Origin of the sequence: Streptomyces sp. NPDC088910 (genome assembly GCF_044749865.1) — a bacterium.
Lineage (GTDB): Bacteria > Actinomycetota > Actinomycetes > Streptomycetales > Streptomycetaceae > Actinacidiphila.
Window position 1 is genome coordinate 116,906 of record NZ_JBIVIV010000009.1, and the last position, 18,004, is coordinate 134,909.

An 18,004-nucleotide genomic window follows, 5' to 3' on the forward strand; every position below is an offset into this window, starting at 1 on the left:
TACGAACCGATGGCCACCAAAAGTAGGTACCTCCCCCTAGGGGTCTGCTACCTGAGGCTCATCCCCGTGTCGGGGACGTCGCCGCGACCGCGCGAAGGTGTCCTTTACACGTACGGGAGTTGAGGGGTCGTCATGGCCGGGGGGACGCCCGCGTCCACGGCCGCGGACGCGGGCGGTCCGTCGTGGACGGGTTCGCCGTGAGCCGGTCTTTCGCGGCTCAACCCGGCGAAGGTCAGTGCATCGTGAGGCGCACCGGGCGTACGCCGCCGATCAGGGCGGTCAGCGCGCGGTCGATGTCGGGGCCCACGTACCAGTCGCCGGTGTGGTCGACGGTGTAGACGCGGCCCTCGGCGTCGATCGCGAGCAGCGCGCCGGACGCGGGCTCCTCGCCGAGCGGGCTGATGTCGGTCTCCAGGGCGCGGCCGAGATCGCCGAAGGTCCGCGCCAGGTGCAGGCCGCGCAGCGGGTCGACGGCGATGGCCGTGGGGGCGATCTGCCGGCCGGGACCCGAGGCGCCGGGGATCAGCAGGCCGCCGAACTCCGCCCACGCCTCGACCGCGGCGGGGAAGACGGCGTGCCGGTGGCCGCCCGGCGACTCGTACGCCCGCAGCCGGTCCGCCCAGAACTCGGCCTGCTTGATGTCCCAGCGCCCCGGCCGCCAGCCCGCGGCGCGCAGCGCGGCGTCGACGCCGACCGGGAAACGGGTGGTGCCCGCCATCGGGATGCTCATACTCCTTCGGCCGCCGGATCCACCGGCTTGACCCCCAGGTGCGACAGCAGCGGCGCGCACGAGCGGCAGGGCGGGGCGTACGCGCCGTGCGTCGGGTCGCCGTCCTCCCGGATGCGCCGCGAGGTGAGCTTCGCCCCGCGCAGCGCCTTGCGGGCCTCACCCTGGGTGAGCGGCTTGCGGGACGCACGCTTGCCCCGGTTTGCCTCGACTGCCGTCAAGTGGCGTGAAATGAGCACCGGTTCGGGACAGCGCCCGGCGAACCGTTCCCGCTGCGCGACCGGCAGCGCGTCCAGGAAGTCCTGAACGATCGGGTGCAGTACGGGCGGTTGCTCACCTTTGGCGCCGGTGCAGGTCAGCACGTCGTCGCGGATCAGCAGCGCCGCGGCGACCGCGGGCATGATGCCGTCCCTGCGGTGCCGCAGCACCGGCGGGCCCACCGGATCGTCCGAACCGCTCCAGCTCAAGCGCGGATCGGCGGCCCCCGCCGCCTGGGTCTGACTTGTCATGATCTGTGTGCGTCCCTCCATCCGCCCGCCTGGGCGGGCGATCCCCCGTATGTCGTTCAGAGTGCCAAACAGGCCATGCGACGGGAAGCCGGACGCGGCACCGCGCCCATCGTGTGTGGGCCATGTCACCGTCGTGTGACGGAGCGTCGGCAACGCGGGCACAGCATGTGCACAAAACCGGCCGCCATACGGTCGCGGGCGATCGTCGTACGGGCGCGGACGGTCGACGCAGGGTGACGGCCGGTCCCCGGCGGGCGCTTCCCGAACACATGTCGGCGGCGGGGGCGCGCACAGCGGGGGGCGTCAGGCACGCACAGCCGCGGCACAGCTTCGGCGCGGCATGGACGCGCGCCCGACATGGCGGGAGTATCGGCAGTCGGTCCGCGCCCGCGGACCCGCTGCCGCCGATCAGGGAACGTGACCCCCCATGCGCAAGACCCGGCTCCGCCTGGCCGCCGCCGTGCTCCCCGCCCTCGTCCTCGCCGCGGCCTGCTCCGGCTCGTCCGACGGCTCCAAGGACGCCGACGGCAAGGGCGGCAAGGCCACGGGCTCCGCCTCGGCCTCCGCTCCGACGAGCGGCGCCGACAGTCCGTCGGACGGCTCGGCGCTCACCAAGGCTCAGCTCACCAAGGCGCTGATCGCCGAGGCCGACGTGCCCGGCTGGACGATCCAGGTCTCGCAGACCGACGACTCCGCCGACACCTCCACGCTGACCGCGGACAAGCCCGCGTGCCAGCCGCTCGCCGACATCACCAGCAGCAAGCCGAAGATCCCGCGCAAGGCGTTCGTCGGCGCGGCCTTCGCGAAGACGACGTCGAGCGCCACCCCCGACGCGATCAACCAGATGCTGGTCGCCAGTCACGCACCCGGTGACGCCGAGAAGGTCATCGAGTCGGTGAAGACGGCGCTGGGCACCTGCAAGAGCTTCACCGCGACGGACAACACCGGCACCAAGACGCCGTTCACCATCGCCAAGGGCCCCGCGGTGCCGACCGGCGACGAGGCCGTCTCCTATGTGATGGCCGACACCGCGGACAAGAAGTCCGGCGCGGCCCTGGTGAGCGTGGTGCGGACCGGCGACACCATCACCGCGTACCTGTCGGTGAAGTCGGCGGGCGGCGCGGGCACCCTGCCCATCGACGTCGCGCGCAAGCAGAGCGAGAAGCTGAAGGCGGCGCAAGCGAAGTGACCGTCCGCTGAAGGGCCTGCGGGGACCGTCTCGGGGCACACCCCGGGGCCGCTTTCGCGCGCCTCTTTGTGAGCGGCCCCACAGGCGAAATCGCGCCCCTGGTGCCGTAAAGTCGCGCGGCAACGGACCGTCGCCCGTGCGATCCCGGGGACGGACACAACACAGGGGAACACCAGATGCCGATACGTGCACGCAGTCGCCTACTGACCGGTAGCCGGGAGTCGGCCGCTGACCTGCGACGCGGCGGCCCGCACACGCGGACCGCCGTGCTGGCGGCCGCCGCCCTGGTGCCGGTGCTCGCGCTGACCGCGGCCTGCGGGGGCGGGGGCGGCGACGACAAGGCGAAGAAGGAGCCGGGCCCGGTCCGCGCGTCCGGCGCGGTGTCGACGGCCAAGCTCACCTCCGCGCTGCTCACGTCCTCCGACGTCCCCCACGTCCAGGTGCTGCCCGCGGGCAGCAAGACGCAGCTCCTCGGCCCGGCCACGACGGTCGACAACGCGGCCTGCCAGCCGGTCGCCGACCAATGGAGCAGCCGGCCCAAGCACACGCGGCAGGTGTACACCGGCGCGATGGTCACCGACACCGCGGACAAGGACAAGAACGCGAAGGCGATCAGCCTGGAGGTGATCGCCTCCTACGCTCCCGGCACCGCCGAGACCGTGCTGGACGAGCTGACCACGGCGCTGAAGACCTGCCGCGGTTTCAAGGCCACCCGCGACGGCGGGGTCACCTCCTACACCGTCCGGCCGGTGGCGCCGCCCGCGGGCCGGCCCGCGCTGGGCGACCAGGAGGTGGCGTACACGATCGCCGACACCGCGCGCGGCGCGGCGGGCGTCGTCTTGGTCACCGTGGTCAGGTCCGGCGGCGCCACGGCCGCGTACGAGACGGTGCGCGCCGACCACAAGACGGCGACGCTGCGGGCGGCGATCGCGCTGAAGCAGGCGGAGAAGCTGCGGGCGGCGGCGACCGGCGACTGAGCCCGGCGGCTGCCGACGCGGGGCCGACGCGGGGGCCGACAGCCGCAGACGCGGAGTCGAGGCGGAGTCGGCGCGGAGTCGACGGCTGCCGACGCGGGCCCGGCGGCAGGCGGATCAGGCAAGTTATCCACAGGCCCTGGCTCTGCCCTGGTGGTGAGGCCCTAGGCTGTGGTCATCAGCCAGACGCAGCAGGGGGCAACCGCCATGACGACAGGTCGGCAAGGGCTGGGCGCACCTCCCGGTCCGCGGGCCGGGGGACGTATCGTGCCGCCGCCGAACGCGGCCTACGCCGGACAGGTCGTGCATTTTCCCGACCCGGTACGCGCCGCCCGCCATCCCCAGGGTGTCTGGGTGGACGACAACGGGATTCCGGACTTCGCGCCGTACGCGCGGGCGGTGGCGGAGATCGCCGAGCCCCCCGAGGGCTTCGGGATAGACGAGCTGCGGCTGACCGACTACGTGTCGGCGAACGCGGCGCTGCACGCCTCGGGCCACGAGCTGTGGGGCAGCCTCTCCCCCGTCGCGACCCCGCACGGCTGGACCTGGCACCACGTCATCGGGACCCGCCGGATGGAGCTGATACCGGTCGAGGTCAAGGCGCTGCTGCGGCACCACGGGGGCCTCGCCGCCTCCTCCGCCGATCACGCCAAGCGCGGCACCCGGCCGCTCCAGGAGACCCGCCCGGTGCACTTCGGACTGCCGAAGGACCCGGTCGCGGTCACCGAGTCGCAGGTCCGTGACGTCGAGGAGGAGCTGGGCTACCGGCTGCCCGGCGGCTACCGCACCTTCCTGAAGGCGGCGGGCGGCTGCGCCCCGAGCGGCGTCGCGCTCGACCCGGACCTCGGCCTGCTGATCGACCAGCCGTTCTTCACCGTCCGCGACGACGCCGCGGTCAACGACCTGGTGTACGTGAACAAGTGCCTGCGCGACCACCTGACCAAGGACTTCCTGGCGATCTCCTACCTCCAGGGCGGCCTGCTCGCGGTCAAGGTCAAGGGCGAGCGGACCGGCTCGGTCTGGTTCTGCGCGTACGACGACGTCCGCGACGGCGACCGCTGGGCCGCCCCCGCCGACCGGGTCGCCGAACTGCTGCTGCCCTGCGGTGAGTCACTCGACGCGTTCCTGCTCCGGCTCGCGGGCAATCCGCCGGAATTGGAGACCGTCGCGAACCTGATGGTGGACGGGGGCTTCGCCAGCGCCGTCCCGGTGGAGGGATGAGGCCGGACATGGTCACTTTCGCGCAGGCCCAGGAGCGGGCGGAGCGCTGGATCAACGGCGACGTCCCCGCGTACGAGGCCCGGGAGATCCGGGTCCGCGAATTCGACCTCGGCTTCGTCGTCTGGTCGGAGCCGCGCGAGGGCGGCCCGTCCGCGGGCGACGGCGGCGACGTCCGCGTCGTCATAGCCAAGGACAGCGGCGAGGCCACCTTGTGGCCCGGCCTGCCCGTCGGCGAACTCATCAGGCGTTACGAGGAGGAGTACGGCCCGGTGCCGAACGACGCGGTGCCCGACCCGCCGCAACGCATCGACCTGGAGGCCACGTCCTTCCTGCTGAGCCCGCCGCAGTGGCTCCAGGACGCGGCCGACAAGATGGGCATCCCCGACAACCGCCGGTCGAGCCGGACCAACGGTGCCGGTATCGCCGCGGGCGCGGGAGCCGACGCTCCCGCGTGGCATGCCGCCGCCCCCGGATCCCACGGCGCCCCGGCCGACCGTGCCCCGGCGGCCGACGCCGACGGCGGGTACGGCCTGGCGGCGGCCTCGGGACCCGCCTCGGGACCGGGCGACGGTACGGGCTCCGCGCCCGGCTCCGGCTCCGGCTCCGGCTCCGGCTCCGGCTCCGGCTCCGGCGGGATCGACTACCGGCGGCCCGCCTCCTCCGGCGCCTCAACGCCCGCACCCGCACCCTCCCCCGCTGACAGCGCTCCCGTCGCACCGGCCGCGTCCGGCGGGATCGACTACCGGCGCCCGGCCCCGGCGGCCGACGCGCCCGCGACGCCCTCGGCGCCCGCGGAACCGGCCGTGCCCGGCGGCAGTTGGGCGGGCAAGACGACCAGCGACAGCGGCGAGGGCCAGTCGGTCCCGGTGCCCGCGACCGTCTTCGCGCCGCCGATCAGCGGCTCCGACCAGGTGGACGTCGCGCAGGACCCCGAGGCCGAGCAGGCCCGCACCGAACTGCTGCCGAGCGGCAGCGGGTTGCCCAAGACCCGGATCGCCCCGCCCGTGGAGCCGCAGGCTCCCGTGCCGCCCGCCAGGCCCGGCGTGCCGCACACCGTGGGGGGTTCGGAATTCCCGCCGCCCGGCGGACCCGCGGTGCCGCTGCCGCCGCCCGGCGGCCTCGGCGCCGGATCCGTGCCTCCGCCCGGTGGCCCCGGTCGCGGTGCCGCCGACATCGCCGACCTGGAGACGGCGAAGGCCGCCCGCGGCAATGTGCCGCCGCCCTCGGGCGGTCCGGTCCGCAGCCCGGACGCGCCGCCGCCCCCGCCGGGAGCCGCCGCTCCTGCGGGCGGTTACCTGCCGACGCAGCTCGTACCGCAGAATCCGCCGGGTGGTCAGAGCCCGCAGGGCCCGCAGGGACCGCCGCCGCCCGGCGCCGGTCGTCCCGGCGGCAACGACCCGCACTACGCGGCGACCATGCTCGCGGGCCCCGGCGGGCCGCCCGGACCTCCCGGACCCACCGGTCCGACGGGACCGCCCCCGCCGCCGCCCGGCCCCGGCATGTCGCCGCCCCCGCCGCCCGCGGGGAACAACGACCCGCACTACGCGGCCACGATGCTGGCAGGGCCTTCGGGTCCGCCCGGACCCCAGGCGCCCGGCGCGGGCCCCGGCGCGCCCGGCCGGCCCGGCGGCAACGACCCGCACTACGCGGCCACGATGCTCGCGGGTCCCGGCGGCGCGCCCATGGGGCCGCCGCCCCCGCCCGGTGGCGGCGGCATGGCCCCGCCCCCGCCGCCCGGCTACGGCTACCCGCAGCCGACGGCGGTGCCCACGGTCGGCCCCGGCTACATGGCGGTGCTCCGGTACCGCGGCCAGGACGGCAGCGAGCAGCAGCTCATCCGGCGTTCGGCGCCCGGCACTCCGCACCCGGAGTGGCAGATCCTGCACGAGCTGCGCTCGATGGGCGTGCGGCCCGAGCAGGTGCTCGAACTGCACACCGAGCTGGAGTCGTGCGACCTGCCGGGCGGTTACTGCACGCGGATGATCCGCGAGACCTGGCCGCAGGTGCGGATCAGCCACACCGCGCCGTACGGCAGGGACCACGCCAGCCGCCAGCAGGGCGTCCAGCATCTGCTGACGCACCAGGGCGAGCTGCACCAGGTGGCGGGCGCGCCCGCGCGCCCGCAGCCGCAGCGGGTGCCGATGCCCGACCCGCACAGGGTGCTGCGGGTGCCGCCGGTGCCGCTCGACGTGATCGGGCAGGAACTGGCGTCGGCCTTCGGGCCGCAGGGCTTGTTCCGCTTCGACCAGCGGGCGGTGTCCCGGCAGGGCGTGCCCGACATCGTGGCGCAGACCCTGGTGTGGGCCGGGCTGCCGGTGGACTTCGGCCCGTTCTTCTGGGCGCAGGCCCAGCCGGGCCAGCCGGTGCCGACGCTGGCGGAGCTGGCCCAGCAGCGCGGCGTGCAGGCGGCGTCGGACGCGGGCTCGTATCTGGTGATGGGCAATGACTTCGGCCGTCAGCTCTGTGTGCAGTACGGCACCGCGCACATCGTGGCGGTGCCGTTGGAGGCCGGTCCGGGCGGACAGCCCGCGCCGCCGCAGTTCGTCAATTCGAGCCTGCCGGAATTCGCCCGCTGCCTGGCGCTGCTGGGCCGGATGTGGCGGCTGCGGATCGGGCTGACGCCCGATCAGGCGGGCCGCTGGACGGTGGACTTCCAGGCGCAGCTCGCCGCGCAGGACCCGGCGGCCATCGCCTCGCCCGACCACTGGTGGTCGGTCCTCATCGAGCAGATGTGGGACGGACTGCTGTAACGGCCCCGCCAGGGCCCGGCCGACAGAAGTTCCGTCCCGCCGGGTCGTAGCAGAGGCGTCAGGGAACGGCCCCGCCGCGGCGGGGCCGTTCGCTGTGCCGTTCAGGCGGGCCGGTCAAGCGTGCCGATCCGGCGGGCCGGTCAGGCGTTCAGGGGTGCGAACAGCGCCTGGACGGTTTCGGTGGCCAGGTCGCGCAGCCAGATGTGGGCGCGGTCCTCGTCGTACCGCTGGTGCCACAGCAGGTACAAGGGGACGTCGGGCAGCGGGAGCGGCGTCGGCAGGGTGAGCAGGCCGAGGTGGTCCCTGGCCTCGCGGGTGACCGCGTCGGGCACGGTGACCACGAGGTCGGTGTCGAGGACCAGCCGCAGTGCGAAGGCGGCGGTGGGCCCGGCGGCGGCGACGCGCCGTTCGAGGCCGTGCGCCGCCAGGGCGTCGTCGACCGAGTCGCGCAGGCTTCCGCGCCGGGAAACGGTGAGGTGTTCCGCCGCCGCGTAACGCTCGGGGCTCAACGGGCCCTCGGCCAGCGGGTGGCCGGGCCGGACGGCGACGACCAGCCGGTCCCTGCCGACGAGGCGGTGGCGGATGTCGGGAAGCGCCGACCGGCCGGAGCTGGATTCGAGGTCGACCTCGCCCCGGTGCGACTCGGGCGTGTCCGTGCCGGGTTCGGCGGACAGGCGCAGCCGGGCGCCGGGCGCCTGCTCGCGGACGGCCGTGGTCAGGGCGGTGCCGCAGGCCGCGGTCAGCGCGTCGTGCCAGCGCACGGTGAAGACCCGGTCCAGAGCCGCCAGGTCGAGGCTCTGCCGGGCGGACAGCAGGCGGTGGGCCTGCTGCACGAGGGCGTGGACTTCGGCGCGCATGGCCAGCGCGCGAGGGGTGGGGAGCATGCCGCGCCCGGCGCGGACCAGGATCTGGTCACCGGTGACCTTGCGGATACGGCCCAGGGACCGGCTCATCGCAGGCGCGGTCACATGGAGGCGGGCCGCGGCGCCGGTGACGCTCCCCTCCTCCAGCAGCGCGTCCAGGGCCGTGAGCAGGTTCAGATCCAGTTGCATGACAGTAAATCTACAAGTGAAAAGCATGCACTTGTTGTTAATCCACGGGCGACCTACCGTCGAAGTGCGGGCGCGAGAAGAACCGCCCCGCGGCCATCGACACCAGGGAGCCCCCCATGAGCACAGCCATGCCTTTCGCCGCCGGCACGACCCTCCTGTCCGACGTGACGGCCGCGGTGCGGACCGCCGGTCGCACGTTGCGGGCCCGCCACACCACGCACGCCCGCGGCGTGAGCCTGGACGAGGTCGTCGCGGAGATCCACGCCAACGACGACGCGGTGCTGAGCGTGCTGCGCGAACCGCTGCTGCGGGCCCGGCCGGGATCGCGGTGGGCCGAGGACGAGTTGGCGGGCGGCGCGCTCCCGCCCGGGGAGTGGTGGGTGGTCGACCCCGCCGAGGGCAACATCAACCACGTGCACGGCATGGACGACTGGGCCGTCACCGCCACCCTGGTCCGCGACAACCAGCCGGTGCTCACCGTCGTCCACCTGCCGCTGACCGGTGACACGTACACCGCGGTGGCCGGCGGCGGCGCCCGCCTCAACGACCGGCCCCTGGCGGTGTCCGCCAAGACCGGTCTGGCCGCCTCGCTCATCGGCACCGGTCAGGCCAGGCCCGGCGAGGACGAGCGCACCTTCCGGCGGATCGGCGACTCCGTCACCGCCATGCTCGTCAACGGCCTGGTCGTACGCGTGTCCGTGCCAGCCACGATGCAGCTCATCCACGTCGCCGCCGGACGGATGGACGCCTTCTGGCAGTTCTCCGACGTCCGCTCGGGACTGGTCGCCGGCGCCCTGCTGGTCTCCGAGGCCGGAGGCACCGTCACCGACCTGGCGGGCGAGCCCTGGAGCACCCGCAGCCGCGACTTCCTGGCCGCGGCCCCCGGCGTCCACGCCGCCGCCCGCGAGGTCCTGTCGCCGATCGTCTGACCGGACGCCCGCCCTTACCCGCTCGACACCGCAAGGAGCATCACCTCATGACCACCATCGGCATCCTGGGCGCGGGCCGCGTCGGGACCCACCTCGCCAACAAGCTCTCCGCCGCGGGACACCAGGTCACCCTCGGCGGCCGGACCCCGGTGGAGACCGCCGCCCGCGCCGCCGGGGCCGCCCCGACGGTCGCCTTCGCCGACCAGCCCACCGCCGCCCGCGGCGCGGACATCGTGATCAACGCGACGCCCGGCGACACTTCGCTGGAACGCCTCACCGGCCTGCGCGCCGAACTCTCCGGGAAGATCCTCGTCGATGTCTCCAACGCCACCCGCGACGCCGAGGACGGGCTGCCCGGCGACCTGTGCTACCCCGGCAGCAGCCTCGCCGAGCACCTCCAGGCCGCGCTCCCCGACACCCGTGTGGTCAAGACCCTCAACACCATGCTGTTCATGGTCATGACCGCTCCCGAGATCCTGGCCACCCCGCCGACCGCCTATGTGTCGGGGGACGACGAGGACGCGAAGAAGACCGTCACCGGTCTGCTCGCCGACCTGGGCTGGCGGCCCGCATGGATCGAGGACCTCGGCGGCATTCGCACCGCCCGCGCCGCCGAGGCCATGATCCTGGTCGTGCCCCACGTCCTGCGCCGGAACGGCTTCACGCCGTTCGCCGTCTCCCTCGCGCGCTGACCCCCACCCCGCACGCGGCGAAGAGCCGGGTGACGAAGGGCACTTCCCTTCTTCACCCGGCCCGTCTGCGTTCGGGGCCATCGGGAAGGGAGTGGATGGGTAGGAGACAGGTCGGAGTGTCGCAGCCCGTACAATTCGGACATAAGCCAAAAATAGGCAGGACGGAACGGCCGACGGCGAGGGGCAGGGCATGAGCAGCAACACCGCATCGTCAGCCCGCAACATCGACACCGCGCGCGGACGCGGCTATCGGCCGGAACAGGTCGACCGTTTCCTCGACGAGTTGTCGGAGGACCGGGACGCCGCCTGGGAGCGGGCCGCCCGGCTGACGGTGCTCGCCAACGAGATGGACGCCGAGTGCGCCTCGTTGCGGCACCAGGTCGAAGCGCTCGGCGCCACCTCGTTCGACGCGCTCGGCGACGGCGCCCAGGAGTTGCTGCGGCTGGTCGAGGAGGAGGCCGCCGCCGTACGCGACCGCGCCGAGGCCGAGGCGCAGCACGCGCGCGACACCGCGGAGACCGCCCGCCGCACCCTTCAGGACGAGGCCCGCGCCGCCGCCTCCGCCCGGCTCGCCGCCGCCGAGGAGCAGGCGGAACGGCTCCTGGACGAGGCGTGCGGACGCGCCTCCGAGATCCTCGGCCAGGCCCGCGCGGAAGCCGAGGCCGTACGCGGCGAGGCGGGCCGCGCCCTGGACGCCATGCGGCAGGACGTCGGCCGGACCCTGGCCGAGGTCGACAAGGAGCGCCGCGAACGGCTCGACACCCTCGAACACGAGCTCGCCGAGCGCGAGGCCGGGGTCGACAGCAGGCTCGCCGACCTCCTCGGCGACGCCGAACGGCGCCTCCACGAGGCGCACCAGGAGCGTGCCGACGCCGAGGAGGCCCTGCGGGTGCAGCAGCAGGAGGCCGAGGAGCGGGCGTCCGAACTGCTCGCCCAGGCGCGCATGCACGAGGAGCGCACCCGCCGCGAGAGCGAGCGCTCGCTGCGCGAGCACGAGCAGCACCGCGACGAGATTCGCGCGCATCTCGCGCACGTACGGGCCACCCTCGCCTCCCTGACCGGCCGCCACCTCCCGCCCTCCGGGCCGGACCACCCCGAAGCCCCGGGCGCCCCCGGCCTCCCCGAACAAGCCGACCCGTCCGACCCGGCCTGACCCCCAGGGCGCGCTGCCCTTGCGCAGGGCGCTGTCTTGAGGGGCGCGGGGAAGGTGCCCTGCCCTTGCGCAGGGCGCTGTCTTGAGGGGCGCGGGGAACTGCGCGGCCCGCCCCCACCGGGCTGTCAGCCCGGGAACAACCGCGTCTGCCCCGCGGGGGCCGGTGGCCAAAGGCCGCGCCACCGTCGGTGGCTGAGCGCGCAGTTCCCCGCGCCCCTCAAGGATCGGCCAGCCGCCTTGGGAGAAGAACCGCCCAGGGCCCCGCCCCCGAAGAGCGGCTTACCGTCCGGCGCCAGGCGGGCGTCAGATCGGGCGGGCTGCCAGGGGCAACAGGGCGGAGACGCGGAAACCGCCGTCGGGGGTGGGGCCCGCGGCGAAGCCCCCGCCGTGGGTGGTGACACGTTCCTTCATGCCGACCAGCCCGTGCCCCCCGCTGGGAAGCGGCGTGGCCGGGGTGCCGTCGGAGGGCCCGTTGAGAACGAGGACGGCGATCTCGAGCTCGCGGTAGGCGAGCCGGACATGGGCCCTGGCGCCCCCGGCGTGCTTGTGGACGTTGGTGAGCGCTTCCTGCACCACGCGGTAGACGGTCTGTTCGACGCGGGCGCCGCAGGGCCGCTCCTCGCCCTCGACGGTGAACTCGACGGTCATCCCGGCGGCCTGGGACTGCTCGACGAGTTCGCCGAGCTGGTCGATGCAGGGCCCCTCGGGCTCCGGCTCCGGCTCCGTAGCCGTATCCGTATCCGGCTCCGGCTCAAGAACCCGCGGCGCGGGAAGCCGCGGCGCGGGCGCGGGTGCCCGCTCGGGCGCCGCCGTACGCAGCACCCCGAGCATCTGGCGCAGTTCGGTCAGCGCCTCGCGCCCCATGTCGCCGAGCAACTCCGCGGTGCTGGACGCCTTGGCCGGGTCCTTGAGGGCGACGGCCTTGAGGGCCGCCGCGTGGACGACCATCAGGCTCACCCGGTGGGCCACCACGTCGTGCATGTCGCGGGCGATCCGGGTCCGCTCCTCGGCGCGGGCCCGCTCGGCGCGCTCGGCCGCCTTCTCCGCGAGGAGTTCCAGCTCGCGTTCCAGGCCGTCGGCCCGCTCCCGCAGGCTCTCCACCAGCCGGCGCCTGGCCCGTACGTACAGACCGAGAAGGACCGGCGGGGCGGTGAGGCCGAGGGCGAGCAGGAGTGAGGTGCTCAGGACGATCGGCAGGGACATCGAGCGGTTGTCGTCCGCGTTGCGCAGGCTGTCGTGGAGGCGGATGAAGGAGACCAGGAAGGTGCCGAGGCCGTTCATGGCGGCGAGCGCGGCGGTGATCCGGCGCGGCACCTCGGAGACGGTCAGGGAGTAGAGGCCGACCACCGACAGCAGGAAGCCCAGCTCGGCGGGGCTCAGGGCGATGCCCACCAGGACCACGGCGATCGGCCAGCGGCGGCGCAGCAGCAGGGTGCCGCCCGCGAGCAGCCCGATCAGCGCCGCCACCGCGGGTGTCACCCCGGTCTTGTGGGCGAAGGTCACGCCCTCGAAGGCGCACTCCACGGCCGAGGCCACGGCCAGCGCCAGGTCCAGGAGGAAGCCGCGCCGCCGCGTCCACCACCACCAGCCGGACCCGGGCCGTCCTCCAGCCCCGTCGTCCGGTACGTGCGCCCCCGTCGTACTCATGGCGTCCAGACTAGGCGGTGCCCGAGGCGGCGTGGCGGCCGTGTCAGCCCCGTATCGGCGCGGTATCGGCCGACGGGACCGGTAAGGGTCTCCAGGGGTAAGCGCGACCGGGTGCCGTGTCCGCCAGATGGGCGGGCCGTCTCGCCGCGGAGGCGGCCACCTATCCTGGAGCGGTCGGACAGCGCGGTCCGCAGCCACGTCTTTCCCTACGCCTTGTATGCCGTCGTCCACTTCCACTGCACAAGGAGCCGCACCTGTGAGCAGCGCCGACACCGCCCCGGAGAGCAGTACCGCCCTGCGAGCCGACATCCGCCGCCTGGGAGAACTGCTCGGCGGCACGCTGGTGAGACAGGAAGGCCAGGAACTCCTCGATCTCGTCGAGCGGGTACGTGCCCTGACCCGCACCGACGGCGAGGCAGCCGCCACGCTTCTCGGCGACACCGACCTGGAGACCGCCGCCAAGCTGGTACGCGCCTTCTCCACCTACTTCCATCTGGCCAACGTCACCGAGCAGGTGCACCGCGGCCGGGACCTGCGCGAGCGCCGCGCGCAGGAGGGCGGCCTGCTCGCCCAGACCGCCGACCTGCTGAAGGACGGCGACCCCGAGCACGTACGCGAGACCGTACGGAATCTGAACGTGCGGCCGGTGTTCACCGCGCACCCCACCGAGGCCGCGCGGCGCAGTGTGCTGAACAAGCTGCGCAGGATCGCGGAGCTGCTGGACGACACCACCGGGCAGGGCACGGGCGACCGGCGCCGCGCGGACCTGCGGCTCGCGGAGAACATCGACCTGCTGTGGCAGACCGACGAGCTGCGGGTGGTGCGCCCTGAGCCCGCCGACGAGGCGCGCAACGCCATCTACTACCTGGACGAACTGCACGCGGGCGCGGTCGGCGACGTCCTGGAGGACCTGGCGGCCGAGCTGGAGCGGGTCGGGCTGCCGCTGCCCGCGGGGACCCGCCCGCTGACCTTCGGCACCTGGATCGGCGGCGACCGCGACGGCAACCCCAATGTGACCCCGCAGGTCACCTGGGACGTGCTGATCCTCCAGCACGAGCACGGCATCACCGACGCGCTCGACCTGGTGGACGTGCTGCGCGGCGCGCTGTCCAACTCGATCCGCAACTGCGGCGCGAGCACCGACCTGCTGGACTCGCTCGCCACGGACCTGGTGGCGCTGCCCGAGATCAGCCCGCGCTACAAGCGGCTGAACGCCGAGGAGCCGTACCGGCTGAAGGCGACCTGCATCCGGCAGAAGCTCGTCAACACCCGCGAGCGGCTGGCCGGCGGCACCCCGCACGTCCCCGGCCGCGACTACCTGGGCACCGGCGGTCTGCTGCACGACCTCCAGCTCATCCAGGACTCGCTGCGCGTCCACCGCGGCGGCCTGATCGCCGACGGCCGCCTGGACCGTACGATCCGGACCCTGTCCGCCTTCGGCCTCCAGCTCGCGACCATGGACGTGCGCGAGCACGCCGAGGCGCACCACCACGCGCTGGGGCAGCTCTTCGACCGGCTCGGCGAGGAGTCCTGGCGGTACGCGGACATGCCGCGCGACTACCGGCGCAAGCTGCTGGCCAAGGAGCTGCGCTCGCGCCGCCCGCTGGCGCCGACGCCCGCCCCGCTGGACGAGGCGGGCGCCAAGACGCTTGGGGTGTTCCACACCATCCGGGAGGCGTTCGAGCGGTTCGGTCCGGAGGTCGTGGAGTCGTACATCATCTCGATGTGCCTGGGCTCGGACGACGTCTTCGCGGCGGCGGTGCTGGCGCGCGAGGCCGGGCTGATCGACCTGCACGCCGGGATCGCCAAGATCGGCATCGTGCCGCTGCTGGAGACCACCGACGAGCTGAAGATCGCCGACCAGCTCCTGGACGAGATGCTGTCCGACCCGTCCTACCGGCGGCTGGTGTCGCTCCGCGGTGACGTGCAGGAGGTCATGCTCGGCTACAGCGACTCGTCGAAGTTCGGCGGCATCACCACCTCGCAGTGGGAGATCCACCGGGCGCAGCGGCGGCTGCGTGACGTCGCGCACCGGCACGGGGTGCGGCTGCGGCTGTTCCACGGCCGCGGCGGCACCGTCGGCCGCGGCGGCGGCCCCTCGCACACCGCGATCCTCGCCCAGCCCTGGGGCACCCTGGAGGGCGAGATCAAGGTGACCGAGCAGGGCGAGGTGATCTCGGACAAGTACCTGATCCCGTCGCTGGCCCGGGAGAACCTGGAACTGACGGTCGCCGCCACGCTCCAGGCGTCCGCGCTGCACACCGCGCCCCGGCAGTCCGACGAGGCGCTGTCGCGCTGGGACGCGGCGATGGACATCGTCTCCGAGGCGGCCCACGACGCGTACCGCAAGCTGGTCGAGGACCCGGACCTGCCGCCGTACTTCTTCGCCTCCACGCCCGTCGACCAGCTCGGCGAGCTGCACCTGGGGTCGCGTCCCTCGCGCCGCCCGGACTCCGGTGCGGGCCTGGACGGTCTGCGGGCCATCCCGTGGGTGTTCGGCTGGACGCAGTCCCGGCAGATCGTCCCCGGCTGGTTCGGGGTCGGCGCCGGGCTGAAGGCCGCCCGCGAGGCGGGGCTCGGCCCGGTGATAGACGAGGCGTTCGGACAGTGGCACTTCTTCCGCAACTTCCTGTCCAACGTCGAGATGACCCTGGCCAAGACCGATCTGCGGATCGCCCGGCACTACGTGGACACCCTGGTGCCCGACGAGCTCAAGCACGTCTTCGCCACGATCGAGGCGGAGCACGCGCTGACGGTCAGCGAGGTGCTGCGGATCACCGGGGAGTCCGAGCTGCTGGCGGGCAGCCCGCTGCTGGCGCAGACCTTCCACATCCGTGACCAGTACCTGGACCCGATCTCGTATCTCCAGGTGACGCTGCTGGCCCGGCAGCGGGCGGCGGCGGAGCGGGGCGAGAGCCCCGACCCGCTGCTGTCGCGCGCGCTGCTGCTGACGGTGAACGGTGTGGCGGCGGGGCTGCGCAACACCGGCTGAGCGATAGGAGAAAGGCGCCCGGCGGACCGATGATCGGTCCGCCGGGCGCCTTCTTCTGTACGCCTGTACGTCTGTATGCCTGTACGTCTGTGCGCCTATGCGCCTGTACGTCGTCGGCCGCCTCAGTTCTTGCGGTGGCCGATCAGCCGCGGCTTGGGCTCTATGCCCGCCAGGCCGTTCCAGGAGAGGTTCACCAGGTGGGCGACGACCTCGGCCTTCTTCGGCTTCTGCGCGTCCAGCCACCACTGGCCGGTGAGCGCCACCATGCCGACCAGCGCCTGCGCGTACATCGGGGCGAGCTTGGGGTCGAAGCCGCGCCGCTTGAACTCGTGGCCGAGGATGTCCTCGACCTGGGTGGCGATGTCGCTGATCAGCGAGGCGAAGGTGCCGGTGGACTGGGCGACGGGTGAATCGCGCACCAGGATGCGGAAACCGTCGGTGTACTGCTCGATGTAGTCCAGCAGCGCGAAGGCGGCCTGTTCCAGCAGCTCCCTGGGGTGGCCGCCGGTGAGGGCGCCGGTCACCATGTCGAGCAACCGGCGCATCTCACGGTCGACGACGACGGCGTAGAGCCCTTCCTTGCCGCCGAAGTGCTCGTACACCACCGGCTTGGAGACGCCCGCCTTGTGGGCGATCTCCTCGACCGAGGTGCCCTCGAAGCCGCGTTCGGCGAAGAGCGTGCGGCCGATGTCGAGAAGCTGCTCGCGCCGTTCCTTGCCGGTCATACGGACCCGGCGGGCGCGCCGGGCGGTGGGTCCCGCCACGCCTGAGGCCGTGGCCGGACGTGAGCCCGACTTCGCACCCGAATCCGTACCCGAGGCCCTGCCGCTTCCGCCGTCGCCGTTCGATCCGCTGCCGTCGCTCACGCGTCAATCATGCCGCTTCACTGATGTTTTCCTTACGGCGGGCCGCGATACGGTCCGCGCTCGGCCAGCGGACGTCGGTGGCCCAGCCGAGCTGTTCGCACCAGCGGATGATCCGGGCGCTGGAGTCGACCTGGCCGCGCAGCACACCGTGCCGGGCGGAGGTGGGGTCGGCGTGGTGCAGATTGTGCCAGGACTCGCCGCAGGACAGCACCGCCAGCCACCACACGTTGCCGGAGCGGTCACGGGACTTGAAGGGGCGCTTGCCGACCGCGTGGCAGATCGAGTTGATCGACCAGGTGACGTGGTGCAGCAACGCCACCCGAACGAGCGATCCCCAGAAGAACGCGGTGAACGCGCCGTACCACGACATGGTGACGAGGCCGCCGACCACCGGCGGGATGGCCAGCGAGATCACGGTCCACAGCCAGAAGTCGCGCGAGATGCGGCGGATCGCGGAGTCCTTGATCAGGTCAGGCGCGTACTTCGCCTGCGAGGTCTGCTCCTCGTCGAACAGCCACCCCATGTGGGCCCACCACAGGCCCTTCATCAGCGCGGGCAGCGTCTCGCCGTACCGCCACGGGCTGTGCGGGTCGCCCTCGGCGTCGCTGAACTTGTGGTGCCTGCGGTGGTCGGCCACCCAGCGCACGATCGGGCCCTCGACGGCCATCGATCCGGCGATGGCGAGCGCGATCTTCAGGGGGCGGTTGGCCTTGAACGAACCGTGGGTGAAGTGCCGGTGGAAGCCGATGGTGATGCCGTGGCAGCCGAGGAAGTACATGCCGATCATGAGGCCGAGATCCAGCCAGCTCATGCCGCGGCCCCAGGCGAGCGGGATGGCCGCCACCAGCGCCACGAAGGGGATGCTGATGAACAGCAGCAGCGCGATCTGCTCGATCGACCGCTTGCTCTCACCACCGCGGGTGGCGCTGTTCAGCGCGTCTTCCTGTCCCGAGGGCCCGGGTTCCCGGGACTCGGGCCTCACGTCCGTGTGCGTGGTCATGTCTGTCCCTTGGGGATCTGAGGGGGCTGGTTTCAGCCGGTCAAGCCGTAACTTACGCCGCCGTAAGTATTGCAGCGGCCGACGACGAGCGACAGAACCACTTCGCGCGGCCCGTCGTGCGATCTCTACCCCGGATCTACGTCGCGTCCACCCCGGCTCGTACGGCATGATGGTGAAGTCCAGCCCGCCCGGCTCGCCAACGGGTCGAAAGCGCGGCTTGATCCGCCGTGGTGTAATTGGCAGCACTGGGGCTTTTGGTGCCTTATGTCCGGGTTCGAGTCCTGGCGGCGGAGCACCTCACCG

General features: G+C 73.2%; 14 protein-coding genes and 1 tRNA gene. 9 read left to right on the forward strand and 6 right to left on the reverse strand.

The genetic code is table 11. The features are described from left to right. Nucleotides 1-232: 232 nt before the first annotated feature. Both ACIP4Z_RS21445 and ACIP4Z_RS21450 read right to left on the reverse strand, forming a co-directional pair. On the reverse strand, nucleotides 233-730 hold the full coding sequence (locus ACIP4Z_RS21445; protein WP_355346853.1) for an SUKH-3 domain-containing protein: 498 nt from the start codon (nucleotides 728-730) through the stop codon (nucleotides 233-235). Further along, entirely contained in the window at nucleotides 727-1,236 is a 510-nt protein-coding gene (locus ACIP4Z_RS21450; protein WP_355346850.1) for a YwqJ-related putative deaminase, read from the reverse strand. The genes ACIP4Z_RS21445 and ACIP4Z_RS21450 overlap by 4 nt, the downstream gene beginning before the upstream one ends. Nucleotides 1,237-1,663: 427 nt before the next feature. Here ACIP4Z_RS21450 and ACIP4Z_RS21455 point away from each other — a divergent pair, with 427 nt between their 5' ends. From ACIP4Z_RS21455 to ACIP4Z_RS21470, 4 genes are all read left to right on the forward strand, one after another. Further along, nucleotides 1,664-2,425 (forward strand): hypothetical protein, encoded by a 762-nt coding sequence (locus tag ACIP4Z_RS21455; RefSeq protein WP_355346847.1) that lies wholly within the window; start codon nucleotides 1,664-1,666, stop codon nucleotides 2,423-2,425. Between the two features lie 176 nt (nucleotides 2,426-2,601). Then, nucleotides 2,602-3,402, forward strand: a complete 801-nt coding sequence (locus ACIP4Z_RS21460) for a hypothetical protein (RefSeq protein WP_401310312.1) — start codon at nucleotides 2,602-2,604, stop codon at nucleotides 3,400-3,402. A 204-nt stretch (nucleotides 3,403-3,606) separates the two neighbouring features. Further along, on the forward strand, nucleotides 3,607-4,620 hold the full coding sequence (locus ACIP4Z_RS21465) for an HNH endonuclease (protein WP_355346841.1): 1,014 nt from the start codon (nucleotides 3,607-3,609) through the stop codon (nucleotides 4,618-4,620). An 8-nt stretch (nucleotides 4,621-4,628) separates the two neighbouring features. Next, the gene (locus tag ACIP4Z_RS21470) at nucleotides 4,629-7,370 is read left to right on the forward strand and encodes an SUKH-4 family immunity protein (protein WP_401310316.1); all 2,742 of its coding nucleotides are present in this window, start codon (nucleotides 4,629-4,631) and stop codon (nucleotides 7,368-7,370) included. A gap of 140 nt (nucleotides 7,371-7,510) precedes the next feature. Here the strand turns inward: ACIP4Z_RS21470 and ACIP4Z_RS21475 are convergent, their stop codons facing one another. Beyond that, on the reverse strand, nucleotides 7,511-8,422 hold the full coding sequence (locus ACIP4Z_RS21475) for a LysR family transcriptional regulator (protein ID WP_355338022.1): 912 nt from the start codon (nucleotides 8,420-8,422) through the stop codon (nucleotides 7,511-7,513). Nucleotides 8,423-8,538: 116 nt separating this feature from the next. Here ACIP4Z_RS21475 and ACIP4Z_RS21480 point away from each other — a divergent pair, with 116 nt between their 5' ends. From ACIP4Z_RS21480 to ACIP4Z_RS21490, 3 genes are all read left to right on the forward strand, one after another. Continuing rightward, entirely contained in the window at nucleotides 8,539-9,351 is an 813-nt protein-coding gene (locus tag ACIP4Z_RS21480) for an inositol monophosphatase family protein (RefSeq protein ID WP_391162309.1), read from the forward strand. A gap of 47 nt (nucleotides 9,352-9,398) precedes the next feature. Continuing rightward, complete coding sequence (locus ACIP4Z_RS21485) at nucleotides 9,399-10,043, forward strand: NADPH-dependent F420 reductase (RefSeq protein WP_401310319.1); 645 nt, start codon at nucleotides 9,399-9,401, stop codon at nucleotides 10,041-10,043. A gap of 190 nt (nucleotides 10,044-10,233) precedes the next feature. After that, nucleotides 10,234-11,196: a DivIVA domain-containing protein gene (locus tag ACIP4Z_RS21490; protein WP_355338013.1), complete on the forward strand. Its 963-nt coding sequence runs from the start codon at nucleotides 10,234-10,236 to the stop codon at nucleotides 11,194-11,196. Between the two features lie 303 nt (nucleotides 11,197-11,499). Here the strand turns inward: ACIP4Z_RS21490 and ACIP4Z_RS21495 are convergent, their stop codons facing one another. After that, nucleotides 11,500-12,843 carry a sensor histidine kinase gene (locus tag ACIP4Z_RS21495; RefSeq protein WP_401310322.1) on the reverse strand — a complete coding sequence of 448 codons (1,344 nt, stop codon included), beginning with the start codon at nucleotides 12,841-12,843 and terminating at the stop codon, nucleotides 11,500-11,502. Between the two features lie 256 nt (nucleotides 12,844-13,099). On the opposite strand from ACIP4Z_RS21495, the gene ppc reads away from it, so the two are divergent. Then, nucleotides 13,100-15,835: a phosphoenolpyruvate carboxylase gene (gene ppc / locus ACIP4Z_RS21500; RefSeq protein WP_355338007.1), complete on the forward strand. Its 2,736-nt coding sequence runs from the start codon at nucleotides 13,100-13,102 to the stop codon at nucleotides 15,833-15,835. Between the two features lie 122 nt (nucleotides 15,836-15,957). On the opposite strand, the gene ACIP4Z_RS21505 is transcribed toward ppc, so the two are convergent. Both ACIP4Z_RS21505 and ACIP4Z_RS21510 read right to left on the reverse strand, forming a co-directional pair. Continuing rightward, nucleotides 15,958-16,560, reverse strand: a complete 603-nt coding sequence (locus tag ACIP4Z_RS21505) for a TetR/AcrR family transcriptional regulator (protein WP_188282429.1) — start codon at nucleotides 16,558-16,560, stop codon at nucleotides 15,958-15,960. A gap of 148 nt (nucleotides 16,561-16,708) precedes the next feature. After that, on the reverse strand, nucleotides 16,709-17,701 hold the full coding sequence (locus ACIP4Z_RS21510) for a fatty acid desaturase (protein ID WP_391051661.1): 993 nt from the start codon (nucleotides 17,699-17,701) through the stop codon (nucleotides 16,709-16,711). A 221-nt stretch (nucleotides 17,702-17,922) separates the two neighbouring features. Between ACIP4Z_RS21510 and ACIP4Z_RS21515 the strand changes: the two genes are divergently transcribed. Next, nucleotides 17,923-17,994: transfer RNA gene (locus tag ACIP4Z_RS21515), tRNA-Gln, on the forward strand. Nucleotides 17,995-18,004 lie beyond the last annotated feature (10 nt).

Bases quoted from the DNA above. Each gene is read 5' to 3' on its own strand.
- ACIP4Z_RS21445 (WP_355346853.1), bottom strand. From the start codon at position 730: ATGAGCATCCCGATGGCGGGCACCACCCGTTTCCCGGTCGGCGTCGAC.
- ACIP4Z_RS21450 (WP_355346850.1), bottom strand. From the start codon at position 1,236: ATGACAAGTCAGACCCAGGCGGCGGGGGCCGCCGATCCGCGCTTGAGC.
- ACIP4Z_RS21455 (WP_355346847.1), top strand. From the start codon at position 1,664: ATGCGCAAGACCCGGCTCCGCCTGGCCGCCGCCGTGCTCCCCGCCCTC.
- ACIP4Z_RS21460 (WP_401310312.1), top strand. From the start codon at position 2,602: ATGCCGATACGTGCACGCAGTCGCCTACTGACCGGTAGCCGGGAGTCG.
- ACIP4Z_RS21465 (WP_355346841.1), top strand. From the start codon at position 3,607: ATGACGACAGGTCGGCAAGGGCTGGGCGCACCTCCCGGTCCGCGGGCC.
- ACIP4Z_RS21470 (WP_401310316.1), top strand. From the start codon at position 4,629: ATGGTCACTTTCGCGCAGGCCCAGGAGCGGGCGGAGCGCTGGATCAAC.
- ACIP4Z_RS21475 (WP_355338022.1), bottom strand. From the start codon at position 8,422: ATGCAACTGGATCTGAACCTGCTCACGGCCCTGGACGCGCTGCTGGAG.
- ACIP4Z_RS21480 (WP_391162309.1), top strand. From the start codon at position 8,539: ATGAGCACAGCCATGCCTTTCGCCGCCGGCACGACCCTCCTGTCCGAC.
- ACIP4Z_RS21485 (WP_401310319.1), top strand. From the start codon at position 9,399: ATGACCACCATCGGCATCCTGGGCGCGGGCCGCGTCGGGACCCACCTC.
- ACIP4Z_RS21490 (WP_355338013.1), top strand. From the start codon at position 10,234: ATGAGCAGCAACACCGCATCGTCAGCCCGCAACATCGACACCGCGCGC.
- ACIP4Z_RS21495 (WP_401310322.1), bottom strand. From the start codon at position 12,843: ATGAGTACGACGGGGGCGCACGTACCGGACGACGGGGCTGGAGGACGG.
- ACIP4Z_RS21505 (WP_188282429.1), bottom strand. From the start codon at position 16,560: ATGACCGGCAAGGAACGGCGCGAGCAGCTTCTCGACATCGGCCGCACG.
- ACIP4Z_RS21510 (WP_391051661.1), bottom strand. From the start codon at position 17,701: ATGACCACGCACACGGACGTGAGGCCCGAGTCCCGGGAACCCGGGCCC.